Source organism: Williamsia sp. Y844, from assembly GCF_056786475.1.
In genome coordinates this window covers 1981941-2000480 of record NZ_JBXCJB010000001.1, presented here as the reverse complement: position 1 = coordinate 2000480, position 18540 = coordinate 1981941, and the positions used below count along the sequence as shown (strand labels likewise).

General features: G+C 64.6%; 18 protein-coding genes and 1 tRNA gene. 12 read left to right on the top strand and 7 right to left on the bottom strand.

The genetic code is table 11. The annotated features are described in order from the left end of the window. Positions 1 to 216 precede the first annotated feature (216 nt). A tRNA-Leu gene (locus AC1TQG_RS09010) sits at positions 217 to 299 on the bottom strand. A 186-nt stretch (positions 300 to 485) separates the two neighbouring features. On the opposite strand from AC1TQG_RS09010, the gene AC1TQG_RS09005 reads away from it, so the two are divergent. Continuing rightward, positions 486 to 1634, top strand: a complete 1149-nt coding sequence (locus AC1TQG_RS09005; protein ID WP_482136578.1) for a hypothetical protein — start codon at positions 486 to 488, stop codon at positions 1632 to 1634. Positions 1635 to 1750: 116 nt separating this feature from the next. Next, on the top strand, positions 1751 to 1894 hold the full coding sequence (locus AC1TQG_RS09000; protein WP_482136577.1) for a hypothetical protein: 144 nt from the start codon (positions 1751 to 1753) through the stop codon (positions 1892 to 1894). 22 nt (positions 1895 to 1916) lie between these two features. Here AC1TQG_RS09000 and AC1TQG_RS08995 read toward each other — a convergent pair whose 3' ends face one another. After that, the gene (locus tag AC1TQG_RS08995; protein ID WP_482136576.1) at positions 1917 to 2210 is read right to left on the bottom strand and encodes a glycoside hydrolase family 16 protein; all 294 of its coding nucleotides are present in this window, start codon (positions 2208 to 2210) and stop codon (positions 1917 to 1919) included. A gap of 159 nt (positions 2211 to 2369) precedes the next feature. Here AC1TQG_RS08995 and AC1TQG_RS08990 point away from each other — a divergent pair, with 159 nt between their 5' ends. After that, positions 2370 to 3158 carry a glycosyltransferase gene (locus AC1TQG_RS08990; protein ID WP_482136575.1) on the top strand — a complete coding sequence of 263 codons (789 nt, stop codon included), beginning with the start codon at positions 2370 to 2372 and terminating at the stop codon, positions 3156 to 3158. Positions 3159 to 3325: 167 nt separating this feature from the next. Here the strand turns inward: AC1TQG_RS08990 and AC1TQG_RS08985 are convergent, their stop codons facing one another. The 3 genes from AC1TQG_RS08985 to AC1TQG_RS08975 are packed head-to-tail and all read right to left on the bottom strand — an operon-like array spanning position 3326 to position 4715. Further along, entirely contained in the window at positions 3326 to 4078 is a 753-nt protein-coding gene (locus AC1TQG_RS08985) for a glycosyltransferase family 2 protein (RefSeq protein ID WP_482136574.1), read from the bottom strand. A gap of 29 nt (positions 4079 to 4107) precedes the next feature. Beyond that, complete coding sequence (locus AC1TQG_RS08980; RefSeq protein WP_482136573.1) at positions 4108 to 4521, bottom strand: glycosyltransferase family protein; 414 nt, start codon at positions 4519 to 4521, stop codon at positions 4108 to 4110. Next, on the bottom strand, positions 4518 to 4715 hold the full coding sequence (locus AC1TQG_RS08975) for a glycosyltransferase family A protein (RefSeq protein WP_482136572.1): 198 nt from the start codon (positions 4713 to 4715) through the stop codon (positions 4518 to 4520). The genes AC1TQG_RS08980 and AC1TQG_RS08975 overlap by 4 nt, the downstream gene beginning before the upstream one ends. 264 nt (positions 4716 to 4979) lie before the next feature. Between AC1TQG_RS08975 and AC1TQG_RS08970 the strand changes: the two genes are divergently transcribed. The 8 genes from AC1TQG_RS08970 to AC1TQG_RS08935 all read left to right on the top strand — a co-directional run bounded on the left by AC1TQG_RS08970 (position 4980) and on the right by AC1TQG_RS08935 (position 15264). Further along, positions 4980 to 6365: a DUF3662 and FHA domain-containing protein gene (locus AC1TQG_RS08970; RefSeq protein ID WP_482136571.1), complete on the top strand. Its 1386-nt coding sequence runs from the start codon at positions 4980 to 4982 to the stop codon at positions 6363 to 6365. Positions 6366 to 6521: 156 nt separating this feature from the next. Continuing rightward, a complete protein-coding gene (locus AC1TQG_RS08965) occupies positions 6522 to 6983 on the top strand; it encodes an FHA domain-containing protein FhaB/FipA (RefSeq protein ID WP_482136570.1) in 462 nt (153 codons plus the stop codon). Beyond that, positions 6980 to 8434, top strand: coding sequence for a PP2C family protein-serine/threonine phosphatase (locus AC1TQG_RS08960; protein WP_482136569.1), 1455 nt, complete (start codon positions 6980 to 6982; stop codon positions 8432 to 8434). The genes AC1TQG_RS08965 and AC1TQG_RS08960 overlap by 4 nt, the downstream gene beginning before the upstream one ends. Further along, positions 8434 to 9861 (top strand): FtsW/RodA/SpoVE family cell cycle protein, encoded by a 1428-nt coding sequence (locus AC1TQG_RS08955; protein WP_482136568.1) that lies wholly within the window; start codon positions 8434 to 8436, stop codon positions 9859 to 9861. Before AC1TQG_RS08960 ends, AC1TQG_RS08955 begins: the two co-directional genes overlap by 1 nt. After that, positions 9858 to 11357 (top strand): peptidoglycan D,D-transpeptidase FtsI family protein, encoded by a 1500-nt coding sequence (locus AC1TQG_RS08950; RefSeq protein WP_482136567.1) that lies wholly within the window; start codon positions 9858 to 9860, stop codon positions 11355 to 11357. The genes AC1TQG_RS08955 and AC1TQG_RS08950 overlap by 4 nt, the downstream gene beginning before the upstream one ends. A 4-nt stretch (positions 11358 to 11361) precedes the next feature. Further along, a complete protein-coding gene (locus tag AC1TQG_RS08945) occupies positions 11362 to 12741 on the top strand; it encodes a protein kinase domain-containing protein (RefSeq protein WP_482136566.1) in 1380 nt (459 codons plus the stop codon). Next, a complete protein-coding gene (gene pknB, locus AC1TQG_RS08940) occupies positions 12741 to 14642 on the top strand; it encodes a Stk1 family PASTA domain-containing Ser/Thr kinase (RefSeq protein ID WP_482136565.1) in 1902 nt (633 codons plus the stop codon). The genes AC1TQG_RS08945 and pknB overlap by 1 nt, the downstream gene beginning before the upstream one ends. 106 nt (positions 14643 to 14748) lie before the next feature. Then, positions 14749 to 15264: a DoxX family protein gene (locus tag AC1TQG_RS08935; protein ID WP_482136564.1), complete on the top strand. Its 516-nt coding sequence runs from the start codon at positions 14749 to 14751 to the stop codon at positions 15262 to 15264. 67 nt (positions 15265 to 15331) lie between these two features. On the opposite strand, the gene AC1TQG_RS08930 is transcribed toward AC1TQG_RS08935, so the two are convergent. Next, entirely contained in the window at positions 15332 to 15982 is a 651-nt protein-coding gene (locus AC1TQG_RS08930; protein ID WP_482136563.1) for a TetR/AcrR family transcriptional regulator, read from the bottom strand. 255 nt (positions 15983 to 16237) lie between these two features. On the opposite strand from AC1TQG_RS08930, the gene AC1TQG_RS08925 reads away from it, so the two are divergent. Next, positions 16238 to 17713 carry an MFS transporter gene (locus AC1TQG_RS08925; RefSeq protein ID WP_482136562.1) on the top strand — a complete coding sequence of 492 codons (1476 nt, stop codon included), beginning with the start codon at positions 16238 to 16240 and terminating at the stop codon, positions 17711 to 17713. A 33-nt stretch (positions 17714 to 17746) separates the two neighbouring features. Here the strand turns inward: AC1TQG_RS08925 and AC1TQG_RS08920 are convergent, their stop codons facing one another. After that, positions 17747 to 18535 carry an SDR family NAD(P)-dependent oxidoreductase gene (locus AC1TQG_RS08920; RefSeq protein WP_482136561.1) on the bottom strand — a complete coding sequence of 263 codons (789 nt, stop codon included), beginning with the start codon at positions 18533 to 18535 and terminating at the stop codon, positions 17747 to 17749. Positions 18536 to 18540: the final 5 nt, after the last annotated feature.

Here is an 18540-nt window from a genome sequence, read left to right as displayed (position 1 = left end):
TGGCGGCATTGATCAGACGGGCATTGTCCCGGTTACGCTGTGAGACTGGGCATTTGCGCCATTTAGAACGCTTGGGCCGAGAAGCCGAGCACCCGGCAGGTCACTGCACTCAACCAAAGCGGGGCAGTCCCAGCAGAGTTTGCTGAGAAAGCAAAAGGTCAGGCTACATTTCTGCAACCTGACCTCTGTACTGCATGTGAGCTGAACTGCTCTCTGTGGGCGAAGGGGGACTTGAACCCCCACGTCCCGAAGGACACTGGCACCTGAAGCCAGCGCGTCTGCCATTCCGCCACTCGCCCGTGGCTGCCCCTTCCGAATCTCTCCGAAAAGAACTATGAGACGTTAACACGATCGGCCACCCGGACAGAAATCCGCTGTTCAGTCCGTCGGTTTGCCGGTCCGGGGCCACACTCCACGCAGTTGTATGGGTACCCTTAGCGAACCATGAAACAGGTATCGGCCCCATCTCGGGTTTGGATCCACAGGTGGTGCTCGACCGGTACACCCGGCTCGCCCAGGTCGGCCCAGCTGCCCGGATCGGCCTCTGGGCGACCTCGGACAACCGGTGGAAGTGCTCGGCCGATGTCGCGGACCGGGTTGTCGTCCTCCCACCCACCGATGACCCCCAGGCCCTGCTAACGTCCTTCCGCGAGCCCGGCATCAAGCGAACCCGAGTCGGGGTCGCCGGCCAGTACCTGCTGATCGACTACAACCACGGTGTCGGCGACATCGCACTGTTGTCCCGGTTCATCGAGGTCATACTCGCCGGCGTCGACCCCCTGAATCCTGACCTGTGGCGACGCACTGCCCTGCCACCGCTCATCACCGCGGCCGTGCGCACCTATGCCGATCCCCGCCGTCTACTCCGGATGGCGGTTTGGTACCGCCGCAACCGCGACCTGACGCCCATCTCGGCGACACGTGAGCCCGCCGATGCCGCCGTCCGACCGGCGGCGGTGACGGCCATCCCGGCAACCGCGATCGCGCGCATACCGGCCGCGAGTCTGGACGGGCTACGAGCGTGGCGTGATGAGCACCAGCCCGGGGTTTCCGTGGTGACGTTGATCGTGCTGGCCCTGCGTGCGGCCTTCGAGAAAGCCGGTATCGAACCAACCGATCGGGTGACGCTTCCCTTCGACGCACGCCTGTATCTACCGAAGAACAAGCACACCCTCGCCAACTTCGCGGCCGGACTCGACTTCGACTACGGCCCCGGTGTCACGCCGCAATCGCTGCAGACTGCGATCACAGAAGCGTTCACCATCGGCCGCCCGGTCGCCAACCTCGTGGTGTCGAGTCTCAAGGTCAGGGTAAGTCGTTGCCGGGCCGGGCGCAGCCGTCCCGTATCCGATTCAGCGAATACCTCCGAATATCGTGTGTCCCTGCTCTATTCGAGCCTGAACACCGTTCCACGCACCGCGACGATCCCCTGGGACGACACTGCCCCGGCTCAGTTCCTGGTCGCCAGCGATCCCGCAGGCAACGCATCGATCACCGTGACGTCGGCGATGGCCGACGGCGACATGACCTTCACGGCAACGTTCTATGACACTGTCCACGAACAGCAATCGGTAGCAGCCGCACTGAACCTTGCCGTCGGCGACACCGTTGCACTGCTCCGAAATCATCCGTAAGCGACGTTTCCACTGCAGAACCCATAAGTGATCTGTGTAACAAAGCGGCCTTCGGCGTCGACAATCCTTTTGATACCGGCAATCCGACGGATCGAAGCGGTGAAGGGAAGAGACACATGGGATCTGCAGCAGACACGATGGCATGGCTCGCCGAGGGTTATCTGGCTGGCGACCCCGTGCGATATCCACTCTTCGTTGCCGCGATGTTCGTGACAATGCCATTTCAGTTGATCGCAGTGTTACTCGGACAGCCCTTCTAGGCTTTCCGATGGCGCGTGTCGGCTAGGGCGAGTACGCCCACACCGAAACCCAGTCCACGAGCAGGTTTCCCGATGCCGGGCCGGTCCCCTTCGTCTCGGTCTGCAACTGCCAGCGCATCGGCTTGTCCGATACGTTCCGCGGACTGTCGAGTACCACCGCGCCATCGAGCAGGAATCGGATACGTCCGGGGCTCCACTCGATCGTGTAGGTGTGCCAGTCGGTGAACCGTGCCGTCAGATTGGTCGCGGTCTCCTGGCAGGCCGGGCAGGCCGCCGCCCCGGCATAGTGGTGATAGCCATTCGGAGTCCCGCCCAATTCCCCTTCCGGAAAATCGAACTCTCCGTCCCGAAATTCAGTGCGCCACTCTTCACGCTGAGCACTGCGTCTGACCGGTAAGGCCGGGCGTTGTAGGAGTCGCGATAACACTTTGGATAGGCCCGCCACCGCTGTCCCTGCGCACCGGTGTAGGCGAACTTGTTCGCGTCGCATTCGCTGCCCCAGCTGCCCACCGCAGCATTCTTCGTGAAGTCGTCCCAGAAGATGTTGCGCCACCCCTGCAGGTTTGCCTTCGGAACCGACTGGCCCGATGGAGACGGGCCCGGAGTTGTGGGCGGCGGCGTGGTCGTGGTCGGCGGGTTGGTTGTGGTCGGCGGGTTGGTTGTGGTCGGCGGCGTGGAAGGCGTCGCCTCCACCAGATTCCATTGCTGTGCCTGGGTTCCGGAACAGGCCGCCAGGCGAACCGGATTGTTGTCGACGTTTTGGTTGTTCGCGTTCTCCAAGCAGAACGCACCTACCCGGATGGTCAATCCGTTGCGCTGGTCACAGGAGTTCCTCTCGGTGCGCACCACCCCCGCCACGGTCAGTGTGGTCATCCCGATCTACAACAGTCGCGATTACCTCGCTACCGGTGACCTGATCTGGTTTCTCGACAGTGATGACCGTGCCGACCCCGACTTCATCGAGTTGCTCGCAACGGCCATTGTGAAATACGGCGCCGACTTCGCTTGCACCCGTACGCGCCGAGTCGACGAGAACAACAACGACCTCGGGGTGGACGAACCGCTCTACGGCACCCCCGCAGATGTCCGGGCAGGACTTCGCCCACCTCCTGATCAGGGGTGGCGCAAAGGCGTACGCCTGCAACAAGATTTTTCGGCGGGAGATACTCGGCAGCCGGCCATGGGAAGAAGGCCAGAGCTACGAGGACTTCGCGCCGCTGGTGCGCCTCGGGCTGCGCGCCGATCGTGTGGCCCTCATCGATGAGCCCCTCTATTGGTACCTGTACCGACCGGGTTCGATCTCAACCCACTTCAGCAGTCACACATTTGACCTGTTCAAAATCGGAGACGACGTACTGGCCGAAGTGGCGGCCCACGATCTCGACACCTCCTGGCAAGCCGACCTCCGGGGCTTCCGGTACCGCGAGATCCTCACCTCGGTCGCACATGTCGCAATGCGAGCCGACCAGTCCTCCACGTCGCGACCGGCCCTGTACACCACCGCAATCGCCCGGGAGCGGACATCGATCCGATTGCCCGATGTGCCGGCACTGCTGCGAACCCGGGTACCGGATCTGCGCCGTCGAGGGCGTGTTCATAAGGCCCTGCCCCGGTTTTCCGGATGCGGGCCGGTCGAGCTGAGCGGTCATCGTTGACGGCCGGCAGTGCGGTAGCGGAAATGACTGCGTACGAACAACACCGGGGTTTCGCCTCATCGACGATTCGAATTCGGGGATCGGTGAAGTCACTGAGCAATGCGGCGACATCGGATCGACCCGGCCGGTTGTTGACGACCAAGATCTCGGTCTGTTCATGATCCTGATCGAGAAGTGCCTGAACGGTGCGCTGCAGCGACTCCCGTCCAACCGTGGGGATCACCACCGTCACAAGTTCATCGGGCGTCAGCGCAGTGCCCGGATTACTCTGGTGCCCTTCGGGTTCCGACCCGGTCCCACCGATCTTTGCCACCAGTGAGGACGTCAGCGTCGCGGCTGCGGTGACAACCAGACCGACGACCATCATCAGAGCCCGCGTCACACCGTGTAGATCTCCACCGAGCACGGCCCGGACCTGATTCCAGAGCCCCGACGACAACGTCCGCAGCACATAGGACCGTTCGGAGGCCAGTCCGCGTTCGGATCCCACCATCGTGGAGAGCACCGCCTTCGAACGCCCCTCGTGCATGCAGCGGAAACGAAGTAGCGCAACGTGCTTCACTGGGCGGTGACCAGGTGGTCGACGGCCAGGCCCTCGTGTCGGATGATCCGGGCGTCCGGATTCTGCCGTTGGAGTTCGATACCCATCAGCGTCTCTTCGCATCCGGCCGGAACCGAACCGACACGCCCGAGCCGGTTGCTGAATCCACCTGCCGCAGCCAGTTCTGCTCTGCGCACCGCCATCGCCGCGCCGATCGGGTTGCGTATCGATCCGCCATCGGCTGGCAGGCCCCGGTAGTCGCAGCCGACAACCCATCCGAATTCGTCGGGGAACCAGCCGGGCCGGCCCGACTGCCAGTCCGCGACCACCCGGCCACCGATGCACACGACGTCCGGTTCGGCGAAAGCGCGACGGGTGGCGGCCAGTGAACCCGCGCGCAGGTAGGCGTCGTCGTCGAGGAAGACGATCACGGGGCACCGTCGGCGAGTGCACTGCCGGTATTCCGGGCACCGGACAACCCCTGGGTGCCGGCGTTCCCCACCACTCGGATCACCGAGTCGTATCGCTTGACCAGCTCTGCATGCAGCGCACGGTTGTGATCGACGACCACGATGACCTCGTCGCCCGGGATCAACTGCTCGGTGGCGACCTCGATCGCCTCCACCAGGCTACGTTTACTTTCTCGCCCAAGTCTGCGGTGACCACGTCACCGTCGATGGCTCGGTGACTGTATGAATCTCGCGCCGCGCGACATCCCCTGTCGATGACTGCAATATTGGAGGGACGGATAGTGGGACGGATATGGGGCATCTGTGGCAGACGGTGCAGATGTTCTCCCTGGAGTGCCCATGAAACAGATGAGTCGCTATCATCAAAAAGCACGATTGGCACGCCGACACGCTGACAATGCGGAGGGAGGTCGTCGGTGATGGGGATTCTGCAAAGAATCGAACGCAAGCTCGAAGGTGCGGTGGATGACGGCTTCGCCCGAGTCTTCGGCGGCAAAGTAGCACCTCAAGAGGTCGAGAACGCGCTTCAGCGCGAGGCCGAAGACCTTCTCGAAGACCTCGGCGACGGCAGCAAACTCGCGCCCAACGCGTACACCCTGGTGGTCAGTTCGACCGACCATCAGGAGATGGCGGCGGAATACGAACTGAATCGCAAAACGTTCTCCAAGCACCTCGAGAACTTCATCCGAGACAACGGGTGGCAGACGTACGGCGAAGTGGTTGTCGAGTTTGCCCAGTCACCCACCCTGCACACGGGTCAGTTCCGGGCTCGAGGTGCAGTTAACCCCGATGCTCGCCCGATGCCCGTACCCTCACCGGGTGACCAACAGGTAGGCCCGCCCGGGCCGCCCCCGCCCCGTCCACAGGCAGGGCCGCAACCCGCAGGACCAAACCGAATCCCACCAGTAGGAGCCGTTCCCATGACCAAGAACTCCGGATATGACCAGCGCGGAGGTTACGAACAGGGCTCCTATCCGCCTCCCGGTCAGCAGCCGTACCAGCCCGAAGACCAGAACGCCGATGCCGCTCCTGCGGCATACAGCCAGCAGGACGGGTACGACCAGCAGGGCTATGACCGGCGCGGCTACGACCAGGGCTACCAGCAGGGCGGCTATGAACAGCAGCCCGCTTACGGCCAGCAGGGTGGCTACGCCCAACAGCCCGGATACGACCAGGGCTACCAGCAGGGCGGCTACAACCAGGGCTATCCCGCCGAGCAGCCGGGCGCAGGCGCACCGGACCAGCAGGGATACGACCAGCGCGGCTACGACCAGGGTTACGCCCAGCAGCCCGGATACGACCAGGGCTACCAGCAGGGTGGCTACGAGCAGCAGCCCGCCTACGGCCAGCAGGGCGGCTACGCACAGCCCGGATACGACCAGGGCTACCAGCAGGGCGGATACGACCAGGGTTACGGCGACCAGCAGGGTTACACCGGCGACCAGCAGGGTTACGCCGCCCCGGATCCGCAGGGTGGCTATGCCGGGCAGGGCTACGCGCCGCCGGCTGGCTACGCGCCCAGCTCCATCACTTTGCTTCTCGAAGACGGCAGCAACCGCACCTTTCAATTGCGTAACGGTTCCAACGTGATCGGTCGCGGACAGGATGCGCAGTTCCGGCTACCGGACACCGGAGTCTCGCGTCGCCACGTGGAAATTCGCTGGGACGGATCGAGCGCATTGCTCAACGACCTGAACTCCACGAACGGCACCACGGTCAACGATGTCCAGGTCAGCAGCTGGGAATTGGCTGACGGCGACCGTATCCGCGTGGGACATTCGGACATCACCGTTCGCTTCCAGTAGACCGCTCACCCGACGGGCGCGGGGGCTCCGGCCACCGACCCCGGCATGACCCGACTCACTTTCTTCGAGCTGGTGACACATCCGAGTAGCTACATAGAGGCCACTGGGCCATAAGATGCACTGGACTTTGATGGCTGGCCCAGGAGGTGAGAAAACGTGCAAGGCATAGTGCTGCAGTTGACGCGTGTCGGTTTCCTGCTGCTCTTGTGGCTGATGATCTGGGCAGTGCTCCGAGTTATCCGCAGCGATGTCTATGCCGCGACGGGCCAACGACCGCCCACCCGGTTCGAACGCCGGACCCAGGGCTCACCGGCCCGGGTCAAAGGCGCTGCCCGATATCTCGTGGTCACCCATGGTGCGCTGGCCAATACCCGCATCACTCTTGGCACCCAGCCCGTCCTTCTCGGGCGGGCCGACGACTCCACCCTCGTCCTCACCGACGAATACGCCTCCGAGCGTCACGCACGCCTGATCCGCCGGGGTGACGACTGGTACGTCGAGGACCTCGGATCCACCAACGGCACCTACCTCGATCGGTCGAAAGTCACCACCGCTGTGCGGGTGCCCATCGCAACTCCGGTACGCGTGGGCAAAACCGTGATTGAGTTGCGCCCGTGACACTGGTGTTGCGCTATATCGCGCGGAGCGACCGTGGCCTGGTCCGCGCCAACAACGAAGACTCGGTCTACGCCGGTGCCCGTCTACTCGCCCTTGCGGACGGCATGGGCGGCCACGCGGCCGGTGAAGTCGCCAGCCAACTGGTCATCCAGGCGCTGCGGCCCCTCGATGACGACGAACCCGGTGGAGACCTCCTCGCCAAACTCGACGCGGCCACCCGGCGGGGCAATCAGGCGATCGCCGATCAGGTCGCCGAGGCTCCCGAGCTCGACGGCATGGGGACCACACTGACCGCGATCCTGTTCGCCGGTTCCAGGCTGGGGCTCTGCCATATCGGCGATTCCCGCGGATATCTGCTGCGCGACGGTCAACTCACCCAGATCACTCGCGACGACACGTTCGTGCAGACCCTCGTCGAAGAAGGCCGGATCACGGCCGAGGAAGCCCACACGCATCCGCAGCGCTCACTGATCATGCGGGCGCTCACCGGTACCGAGGTCGAACCGACGCTGACCGTGCGTGAAGCACGGGCAGGCGATCGCTATCTGCTCTGCAGCGACGGCCTGTCGGACGTGGTCAGTGAAGAGACGATCCGCGACACCATGCTGTCGGTCGAGAACCACCGCGACTGCGCCGACCGGCTCATCGAACTCGCATTGCGTGGCGGTGGTCCGGACAACGTCACCGTGGTCATCGCCGACGTCGTCGATGTCGATTACGGCGAGAGCCGGCCGATCGTCGGTGGTGCTGCCGGTGGCGACGACCAGGAGTACGTCCCCGATCCGAGCACCTCGGCCGGCCGGGCGGCGGCGCTGCGGCCGCCCGCGCAGACCCCGCGTCGCCCGACGATCGGCACACCCGAACCCGAACCCCGGCAGGCACACCCGCGCCGCAAATGGATCCTCGCAGGCGTTGCCGTGGGGATCATCGCCCTGCTGATCGGTGGACTGTTCGTCGGACGCGCGATCGTCCGGTCGAACTACTATGTGGGCCAATCCGATGGCCAGGTCGTGGTCTATCGCGGGCTACCGGGTTCGGTCCTCGGGATGAGCCTGCACGAGCTGAGCAAGATCACCTGCACCAAGGGCATGGACACCGACAACCCCACCGTCACGCTGGTCGACTACGGCAACCGGCCTGCCGACTGCGTGCCGCTGGAGGTCTCCGACCTGACCGGGACCGCGCCTGCCTCCCTCGACGGCCGCGACCCGGTATCGCTCGGAGACGCCGAATCCCAGGTCCGCGACCTGATGGACAACCTGCTGTCGCTGTGCCCGGAAGAGACGTCGGCGCCAACCGAAGCGGTCACGCCGCAACCACAGACACCGGCACCGGCGCCTGGTGATTCGACGACGACGTCAACCGTTGCTCCGCAATCCGGCACGGCCAGCACGATGCCGCCGCTGCCGACGACACCGGTCACACCGCCGGGGAACTGTCGGGGCCGCTGATGTCACAGGCCGCAGTCACCCAGACCCCAGCACCGGGCCCCGCCCGGCCATACACCGGACGCAACCTCGAGCTTGCCCTGCTCGGCCTGTCCACCGTCATCGTCTTCGCCGCGTTGATCCTGGTTCAGTTCGCTCAATCCCAAAGCGTCACTTGGGATATCGCGAAGTACATCGGCGCCTACATGTTGCTCTTCGGGTTTGCCCACTTAGTGGTCCGCCGGTTTGCGCCCTATGCCGATCCGGTGATCCTGCCGTTGGTCGCGACCCTGAACGGACTGGGCCTGGTGCTCATCCACCGTCTCGACCTCGGCACCGGACAGAACGGCGAGACCGCCAGCCCCATCGACCGCACCCATGACGCCGATCAACAGGTGCTGTGGGCGGTCCTGGGCATCGTCGCGTTCGTTGCGGTCCTGATCCTGATCCGCGACCACCGCACGTTGTCGCGGTACAGCTACATCCTCGGTCTCGGCGGCCTGATCTTCCTGGCCATCCCGGCGATCCTGCCGTCGTCGATGTCGGAGATCAACGGCTCGAAGATCTGGATCCGCACGCCGCTGTTCAACATTCAGCCCGGTGAGTTCTCGAAGATCCTGATCATCATCTTCACCGCGTCCCTGCTGGTCTCGAAACGCGACCTGTTCACCACCGCGGGCAAACACTTCCTCGGCATGGACCTGCCCCGGGCCCGCGACCTCGGTCCCCTGCTGGCAGCCTGGGTCATCTCCATCGGCGTCCTGGCGTTCGAGTCGGATCTGGGAACGTCGCTGCTGATCTTCTCCACGATGCTGGTGATGCTCTATGTGGCGACCGAACGGGTCAGCTGGCTCATCATCGGCCTCAGTCTGTTCGCACTCGGGGCGATCCTCGCCTACCAGCTGTTCTCACATCTCCAGGTCCGGGTCAGCATCTGGCAGGACCCGTTCAGCGACTTCTACGGGCAGGGCTATCAGGTCGGGCAGGGGCTGTTCGGACTGGCAACCGGTGGTGTGTTCGGGACCGGTCTGGGATCGGGCCGCCCGAACATCGTGCCGTTCGCCAACACCGACTTCATCATCGCGACGATCGGTGAAGAGCTCGGGCTGGTCGGGCTGGCCGCGATCCTGATGCTCTATCTGGTCCTGGTCACCCGCGGACTGCGAACCGGGATCATGGTGCGCGACAGCTTCGGCAAACTGCTCGCCACCGGATTGTCGTTCACCATCGTCATGCAGGTCTTCGTTGTCGTCGGTGGTGTCACCAAGCTCATCCCGCTGACCGGTCTGACCACGCCGTTCATGTCGTACGGTGGTTCCTCGCTGCTGGCCAACTACATCCTGGTGGCGCTGCTGCTCCGCGTGTCCAATGCCGCGCGTGAACCCGACCCGACCAAGAAGAAACCGACTCCGATCGCAGATGCACCCACGCAAATGGTGAAACGCCCATGAACATTCCCATCCGTCGCGTGGTGACGGCAGTCATGGTGATCATCCTCGCGCTGCTGATCAACGCCACCTATGTCCAGGTCTTCAAGGCCGACGACCTCCGGGCCGACCCCCGCAACCAGCGGGTCCTGCTCGACGAGTACTCACGCCAGCGGGGCCAGATCACCGCAGGCAACGACGTCATCGCCCAGTCCGTCCCCACCGACGATCGACTGCAGTACCTGCGCACCTACCCGAACCCGTGGGCAGACGCGTACGCCCCCGTCACCGGTTACTACTCGTTCCAGTACGGGAGTTCCGGCCTCGAACAAGCCGAGGACTCGTTCCTCAACGGCAACGACGACCGCCTGTTCGGGCAACGGTTTGCCGACATGTTCTCCGGCCGCGACCCGCGCGGCGGCAACGTGATCACCACCATCAACCCGCGGGCGCAACAGGTCGCCTACGAACAGATGACAGCCGGCTGCAACGGGGGTTGCCGCGGGGCGGTGGTTGCGCTCGATCCCAGCACCGGCGCGATCCTGGCGATGGTCTCCACCCCCAGCTACAACCCGAACCTGCTGGCCAGCCACGACGCGACCGTTCGCGAAGACGCATGGGCCGCTTGGAATCCGGCCGATGCCACCGGCTATCAGCCGATGCTGAACCGCGCGCTCAACGAGACCTACCCACCCGGTTCGACGTTCAAGGTGATCACGGCCGCGGCGGCACTGGAAGAGGGACTCGACGAGAACACCCGGCTGACCGCCGACAACAGCATCGTGTTGCCGCAGACGCAGACCTCGCTCACCAACTACGGCAACCAGACCTGCCCCGCCTCCAATGGAGGCAGCGTCACGATGCATCAGGCGCTCGAGTATTCGTGCAACACGGCATTCGTCGACCTGTCCACCTCGAAGCTGCAGAACCCCATCGAGACGATCAAGAATCAGGCCAATGCCTTCGGCGTCGACGCCAAGCTGCCCAACACGCCGCTCCCGGTCGCCGAGTCCACCGTCGGCCCGATCCCAGACCTCGCCGCGCTCGGCCAGAGCTCCATCGGCCAGCGCGACGTCCGCTTCACCCCGATCCAGAACGCGATGATCGCGGCAACGATCGCCAACGGTGGAGTTCGCATGCAGCCCTATCTCGTGGATAAACTCCAGGCTCCCGACCTCAAGACACTGCACACCACCCGACCGAACGCACTCAACGAACCGATCTCCGCGCAGACAGCGGCCACGCTGACCGCGATGATGGTCGATTCCGAGCGCAACACCACGGGTGCCGGCGGACCGGTGCCGATCGCATCGAAGACCGGCACAGCTGAACACTCCGATACCCAGGGCGCCGACGAGACCCCGTTCGCCTGGTACATCGCGTTCGGGCCGTCGAGCAATGCCCAGGTCGCGGTTGCGGTGATCGTCGAGAACGGCGATGGAGGACTACAGGCAACGGGCGGCTCCTCGGCCGCTCCAATCGGGCGCGCGGTCATCAACGCGCTCGTAGGTGAGAGGTGACCGCGTGAGTTTGCAAGGTGGGACGACCATCGCCGGCCGTTATCGGCTGATGCGGTTGATCGCGACCGGCGGCATGGGCCAGGTGTGGGAAACCATGGACACCCGGCTGGGCCGACGTGTCGCCGTGAAGGTGCTCAAGGCCGAGTTCTCCGACGATCCCGAGTTCCTCGAACGCTTCCGCACGGAGGCCCGCACCACCGCCCAGCTGAATCATCCGGGCATCGCCAACGTCTTCGACTACGGCGAAGCGCAGGACCCGGGTGCCGGGTCTGTCGCCTACCTGGTGATGGAACTCGTCAACGGTGAGCCGCTCAACGCGGTGTTGTCCCGGGTCGGACGGCTGTCGTTGCACAATGCGTTGGACATGCTCGAACAGACCGGCCGGGCTCTCAAGGCCGCGCACGATGCCGGTCTGGTCCACCGCGACGTCAAACCCGGCAACATCCTGATCACCCCGACCGGTCAGGTGAAGATCACCGACTTCGGCATCGCCAAGGCCGTCGACGCCGCCCCGGTCACCCAGACCGGCATGGTCATGGGTACCGCGCAGTACATCTCGCCCGAGCAGGCGCTGGGCGAAGACGCGACTGCGGCATCAGACGTGTACTCGCTCGGAGTCGTCGGCTACGAGGCGATCTCCGGTCGCCGCCCGTTCCTCGGGGACGGCGCCATCACCGTGGCGATGAAACACATCCGCGAAGAAGCGCCGCCGCTGCCTGCGGATCTGCCGACCAATGTTCGTGAACTCATCGAGATCACGATGGCCAAGGACCCCCTTCAGCGCTACGCCGACGGTGGCGAGTTCGCCAACGCCGTCGCAGCCGTGCGCGCCGGTCGTCGTCCGCCGCAACCCGGTTCGGCCGCGGCCGCGTCCCGTCCCGCCACCGCGGCGATGGTTCCGCCTGCCAGCACCAGCGCCGTTCGGGCCACCCCACCTCCGAATGGACCGGCAACGCCTCCGCCGGGGTCGCAGGACGGATGGTCGGGCGGACAAAAGGCGCTGGCCGCTGTCGCGGTGCTGCTGCTCCTCGGAGCGCTCATCGCCGTCGGCTTCCTGTTGATGTCCTCCAACAACGACCCCGACACCCCGTCGCCGAGTTCGTCGAGGCCCCGGACAACGACGACCACCACGACGGTGCCGCCGACCACCGAGAAAACAACCACAACCACCACCCGCTCCACCACGACGACGACCACAACCGAGGACACCACGACCACCACAACGCCGGAGCCGACCACCACGACCACCACAACGGAGCGCAGCCCGATCTTCACGCTGCCGAGCATCTCGATCCCCGGGTTGCCTGCCCGCGAGGAGAGCGCTTCCGACGCAGCTGATGCCACGACCACGACCACGGGTCCTGATTCCGGGAATGGTGGTTGATGGCTGTCCCCAGGCAGGTTTCAGAACGCTACGAACTGGGTGAGACGCTCGGTTTCGGTGGCATGTCCGAGGTCCATCTGGCCCGCGACCTGCTGCTGCATCGCGACGTCGCGATCAAGGTCCTGCGCGCCGACCTCGCCCGCGACCCCACGTTCTACCTCCGCTTCCGGCGCGAGGCCCAGAATGCGGCGGCACTGAATCACCCGACCATCGTGTCGGTGTTCGACACCGGCGAGGCCGAAACACCCGAGGGGCCATTGCCTTTCATCGTGATGGAGTTCGTCGACGGCGAAACCCTGCGCGACGTGCTGCGGGCCGAAGGTCATGTCAGCCCCCGTCAGGCGATGACCTGGATCGCCGATGTTGCTGCGGCCCTGCACTTTTCGCACCAGAACGGCATCGTCCATCGGGACGTGAAGCCGGCGAACATCATGATCGACAAGTCCGGTGCGGTCAAGGTGATGGACTTCGGCATCGCCCGTGCCATGGCGGACACCGGCAACTCGATGACCCAGACTGCAGCGGTCATCGGCACCGCCCAGTATCTGTCGCCCGAACAAGCCCGTGGAGAGAGCGTCGACGCCCGCAGCGACGTGTACTCGCTGGGTTGTGTGCTCTTCGAACTGCTCACCGGAGAGCCCCCGTTCACCGGTGACTCCCCCGTGGCCGTGGCCTATCAACACGTCCGGGAGGATCCGCCCATCCCGTCGTCGGTGCGTCCGGGTATCCCACCCGAGCTCGACTCGATCGTGCTCAAGGCGATGAGCAAGAACCCGGCGAACCGCTACCAGTCGGCCGCCGAGATGCGTTCGGATCTGATCAAGGTGCTCGCCGGCGGCAAGCCGAGTGCACCGATGGTGATGAGCGACGAGGACCGTACCGCCCTGATCGACACCGGGCCCCGTGCCCGGGTTGCCCGGGTCGGTGGCACGGGCTCACCTGGCCGCGGCGATGACGATCCGCCGCCGAAGCGTCGCAAGGCCTTGAAATATGCGGCCCTGAGCGCACTTGCGGTCCTGGCGGTCGTGGCCGTCACGTTGCTGTTGATCCGGCCGTGGGCCTCGGACGAGACGCCACAGATCTCCATCCCACGAGTCACGGACATGTCCGCGGCCGACGCGCGAGCCGAACTGGAGACGATGGGTTTCCGCGTCAACCAGCGCGATGAACCGAGCGCCACCGTCCCCGAGGGCAATCCGACACGCACCACACCCGGTGAGGGGGTATCAGCCGACAAGGGCTCGACGGTGACGCTGTACGTCTCGGCCGGTCCGCAGCGCCAGCAGGTGCCCGACGTGAGGGGACGCACGCTGGATCTGGCGACCGCCGAACTGAACAATCTCGGATTCGGCAACGTCAGATCGGTCGAGGTCAGTTCCACCGCCGAGCTCAAGGGCAAGGTGGTTGGCACCGACCCGCCGGCACGCAGCACCGAGACCGTCACGACTCTGATCACGATGCAGGTCGGAACCGGGCCCCGCCTGGTCACCGTGCCCGACCTGACCGGCCAGCGACTGCAACAGGCACGGACCAATCTGACGCAGCTACAGCTGGAGATCTCACCGATCGAGGCGGATTCCGAACTGCCGCAGGGCACGGTCATCAGCACCTCACCGAACGCAGGCGAAGAGGTGGACGAAGGCAGCGTCATCCAGGTGACGGTCAGTCGCGGCAACATGTACGTGGTGCCCGATCTGCGTGGGCGCACTGCCGCCCAGGCAGAAACACAACTGACGACGGCCGGATGGGAACGCGGCACCATCACGACGGTCCCGCGCAACGTCCCGCTCGGTAGTTCCGACGACGGCAAGATTCTCGATCAGACACCGTCACCGGGGACCTTGGCACGCAAGGACGGAGCGATCACGATCACCGTCGGCCGGGCTGCACTGCTGCCGTAGTTCCTGGCAGTTCGGCCCCTCGCCGCGCCGGAAGGTGTGACGAGGTGGTACACCCTTCATGAGTGAGATTTGACGCACACGTACCGAACGAAGGGTCCCCGCACCGATGACTAGCCTGTTCCGCGCACCGAAATCCGACCATACCGCCGTGCAGTTGCTGCTTCGCGCCGCCATCGGCGGGACCATGATCGCCCACGGCATCAAGCACGGCCGCAGCCTCGAAGGCACCGCCGGATGGTTCGGATCGATCGGTTTCCGTCAGCCGAAGCTGCAGGCGCAGGCCTCTGCCGTGGTGGAGGTCGGGGCCGGGGCCGCGATCGTCGCCGGAGCCGGGACCCCCCTCGCCGCGGCCGCGGTCGTCGGCACGATGGCAGTCGCCGCCCGCTCGGTGCATCAGCCCAACGGCTTCTTCATCACCTCGGAGGGCTGGGAGTACGTCGCCAACCTCGCAGCCGCCGCGGTGGCCCTGGCCGCCATCGGACCCGGCCGCTTCAGCGTCGACCGCGCCCTGGGTCTTGACAGCAAGCTCAGCACCAACCAGGGTGCCGCCCTGGCAGCGGGTGTCGGACTGGCGGCAGCCGGCGTCCAGCTCGCTGCCTTCCACCGGCCGGTCTCCAAGTAGCCAAGCACCAAAAAATACAGGCCGGCGCCCCTCATCGGGTCGTCGGCCTGTGTTGTGTGAGGTGCGCTCAGCGGGTCACGGGCGCGGTCCACATACCCGCCATGGCATCGATCAGATCGGTTCCGAAGTCGTCCCAGCTCGCAGCGTCAGCCGTGTCATCGGTCGCCAGCTGGAGTTCGCGTTCGGCACACATGTGCGTCATCAGCAGTCGTCCCATCGTGGCGCGTGCGACGCGGACGTCCGATGGCAGGTGCGCAAGCGTTGCCCCGAGGCCCTGCACCATCGGGGTCAACGACGGGGACACCCGTTCGGTCTGCTGATAAGCCAGCAGCCGCAGGGACGGATCGGTCTGCACCTGCGCATTGAAACGCGCATACCAGCTCGGGGTGCCGAGTTCGGCCATATGCTGCGTCGACGGCCGTACGAGACACGAGATCCACGCGCGGATGTCAGTGGAACCCTCGGTTTCCTCGAGCAGCTTCGCGCGGCACTCCTCGATCTGCAAAGAGTGTTTGTTGACAATCGCCAGGACCAGATCCGTCTTGGTGCCGAAGTGGTATCCGACTGCCGCGTTGTTGCCTTGTCCCGCGGCCTCGCTCACCTGGCGATTCGAAATCGCGAAGACGCCCTCTTCGGCAAAGAGTCGTTCGGCAGCGGTGAGGATGAGCTCGCGTGTCGCCACCGCACGCGTCGATTTTGATCCAGCCGTCGCAGTCATCGGTCCACTTCCACCTTGTACTTCAGGCCGGGCCACGAGAGGAATATGGCCCGTTCCTGACGCCATTCAACCTTCATTCGCCCACCTGGTCAATCAGTTGATTTAGCAGCGGGCCGTCAGGTTCCCGAGATTCGAATCGATGACGTGGATCACCCCCGACCCCGCCCAGTTGACTGAACCACAACTGAGATCTAGTTTTAGGTAAGTCAATTGACTGATTGATGCTCTCGAAAGCGCGCCTGATGGAGTCTGCCGATGTCGACCGCCGAAAACTCAGGCCCTGACCAGCCCATCGATGCCAAACCGGCCGCCATCGTCGCGGTCCTGGCGTTCTCCGGTGTGGTCGCCGCCCTGACCCACACCATGATCATTCCGATCATCCCTCAGTTGCCCGGACTACTGGACGCGTCGGCGTCCAACACCGCCTGGGCGATCACCGCCACCCTGCTCGCGGCCAGTGTCTCCGTCCCGATGATGGGCCGCCTCGGCGACATGTTCGGCAAACGCCGCATATTGCTGGTCTGCTTCTCGCTACTCATCGCCGGTTCGGCGGTCTGCGCACTGGCCTCCGATATCGTCACCCTCATCGTCGGCCGGTCGCTGCAGGGCATGGCGGCCGGTGTCATCCCCCTGGGCATCAGCGTCATGCGCGACATGCTGCCTGCCAAGAAGCTGCCCGGCGCCGTCGCGACCATGAGTTCCTCACTCGGGGTCGGCGGCGCGCTGGGTCTACCCGTTTCCGCCCTGATCGCCGAGTTCTCCAACTGGCACGTTCTGTTCTGGGCGTCGGCCGCCATGGGCATCATCGCCACCGTGCTGGTGATTGTTGTTGTGCCCGAATCGAATATCCGGAGCGGAGGTAGCTTCGACTTCGGTGGGGCACTGTCACTGTCGATCGCGTTGGTCTCGATGCTGCTCGCGATCTCCAAGGGTGCCGACTGGGGCTGGACCTCTTCGACGACAACCGGTCTGGCGATCCTGGCCGCAGCATTCTTCGTCATCTGGGGCTGGTGGGAACTACGGGTGCCGCAACCGCTGATCGACCTGCGGATCAGTGTCCGGCCCCAGGTGCTCTTCACCAACATGGCCTCCATCGTTCTCGGGTTCGCCATGTTCTCGATGAGTCTGGTGTTCCCCCAGGTCTTGCAGTTGCCAACCGCCACCGGGTACGGCCTCGGGCAGTCGATGCTGGTCGCCGGACTCGTGATGGCGCCCTCCGGACTGATGATGATGCTGGTCTCGCCGCTGTCCGCGCACATCACGACAACCCGAGGACCCAAGACCACGTTGATGTTCGGCGCGATCGCCGTGGCCATCGCATACGGAACCGGCGTGATGTTCATGCACTCGATCTGGCAGATGGTGCTCATCTCGATCATCATCGGCTTCGGCATCGGGTTGGCCTACGGCGCCATGCCCGCCCTGATCATGGGTGCGGTACCGGAGACCGAAACCGGTGCCGCGAACAGTTTCAACACATTGATGCGCTCTGTCGGAACATCTTTCGCCAGTGCCATCGCCGGAGTGATCCTGGCTCAGATGACGATGTCGGTGGGCTCGACGACCGTTCCCACCGAAAGCGCGTTCCGCATCGTCATGGCCTGCGGCGCCGTGGCCTCGCTGCTGTCCTTCGGGATCGCCTGGTTCATCCCCAAGTTCAGCATTTCCGCTGCCCAGCTCGAGGTGAACACGGCGGGCGAGAACAGCGAACCGCTCTCCTCGACTCGTTGAAGGCTGCTCGGCCTTCGAACGAGGACCTGGGCGTCAGGCAGGAGTCCGCCCCGATTTCTCGGCACCCATCCCCGAGAACCCCACCGAGTAGCCACCGTCGGCCGGCATCAGCACACCGGTGATATACGAGGATGCATCGCTGGCGAAAAATAATGCTGCCGAGGCTATTTCGTCGGGCATACCCCAACGATCCATCGGGATGCCCGGCACCCGGGTCGCTCCCGGAGGCGGCTCCGGATACTCCTTGGACATGGCGACCAAACCCGTCCACACCGTCCCCGGGCACACCGCATTGACCCGAATGTTGTTGTCCACGTAGTCGAGGGCCCCGGTTTTGGTCAGCTGATTGACCCCGGCCTTGGCCGCACCGTAGACACCGTGATGTTTGAAGCCGACCATGGCCGTCATCGAGGAGATGTTCACAATGGATCCGCCGCCGGATTGGAGCATCGACAGAACCCCGTATTTCATGCACAGAAAGACCCCGCGCAGATTCACATCGTGAACGCGGTCCCAATCCTCGGTACTCTGCAGATGCAGGGGCATCATGGTGCCGCCGAAGCCGGCATTGTTGACCAGGATGTCGACCCGCCCGAACGATTCTTCCGCGGTCGCGATCATGCGCTGGACATCCTCCTCCTTGCTGATATCCGCTTTGACGCCTACCGCATCCTCGCCGATCTCCTCGGCAACGTCCAGAGCGCGCCCGGTTATGCTCGCGCACAACACATTCGCCCCCTCTGCGGCGAACCTGTGCGCGATCGACTTCCCGATACCGGAGCCGGCCCCGGTGACGACGGCGACCTTGTCTTTCAGTTGCATGTTCA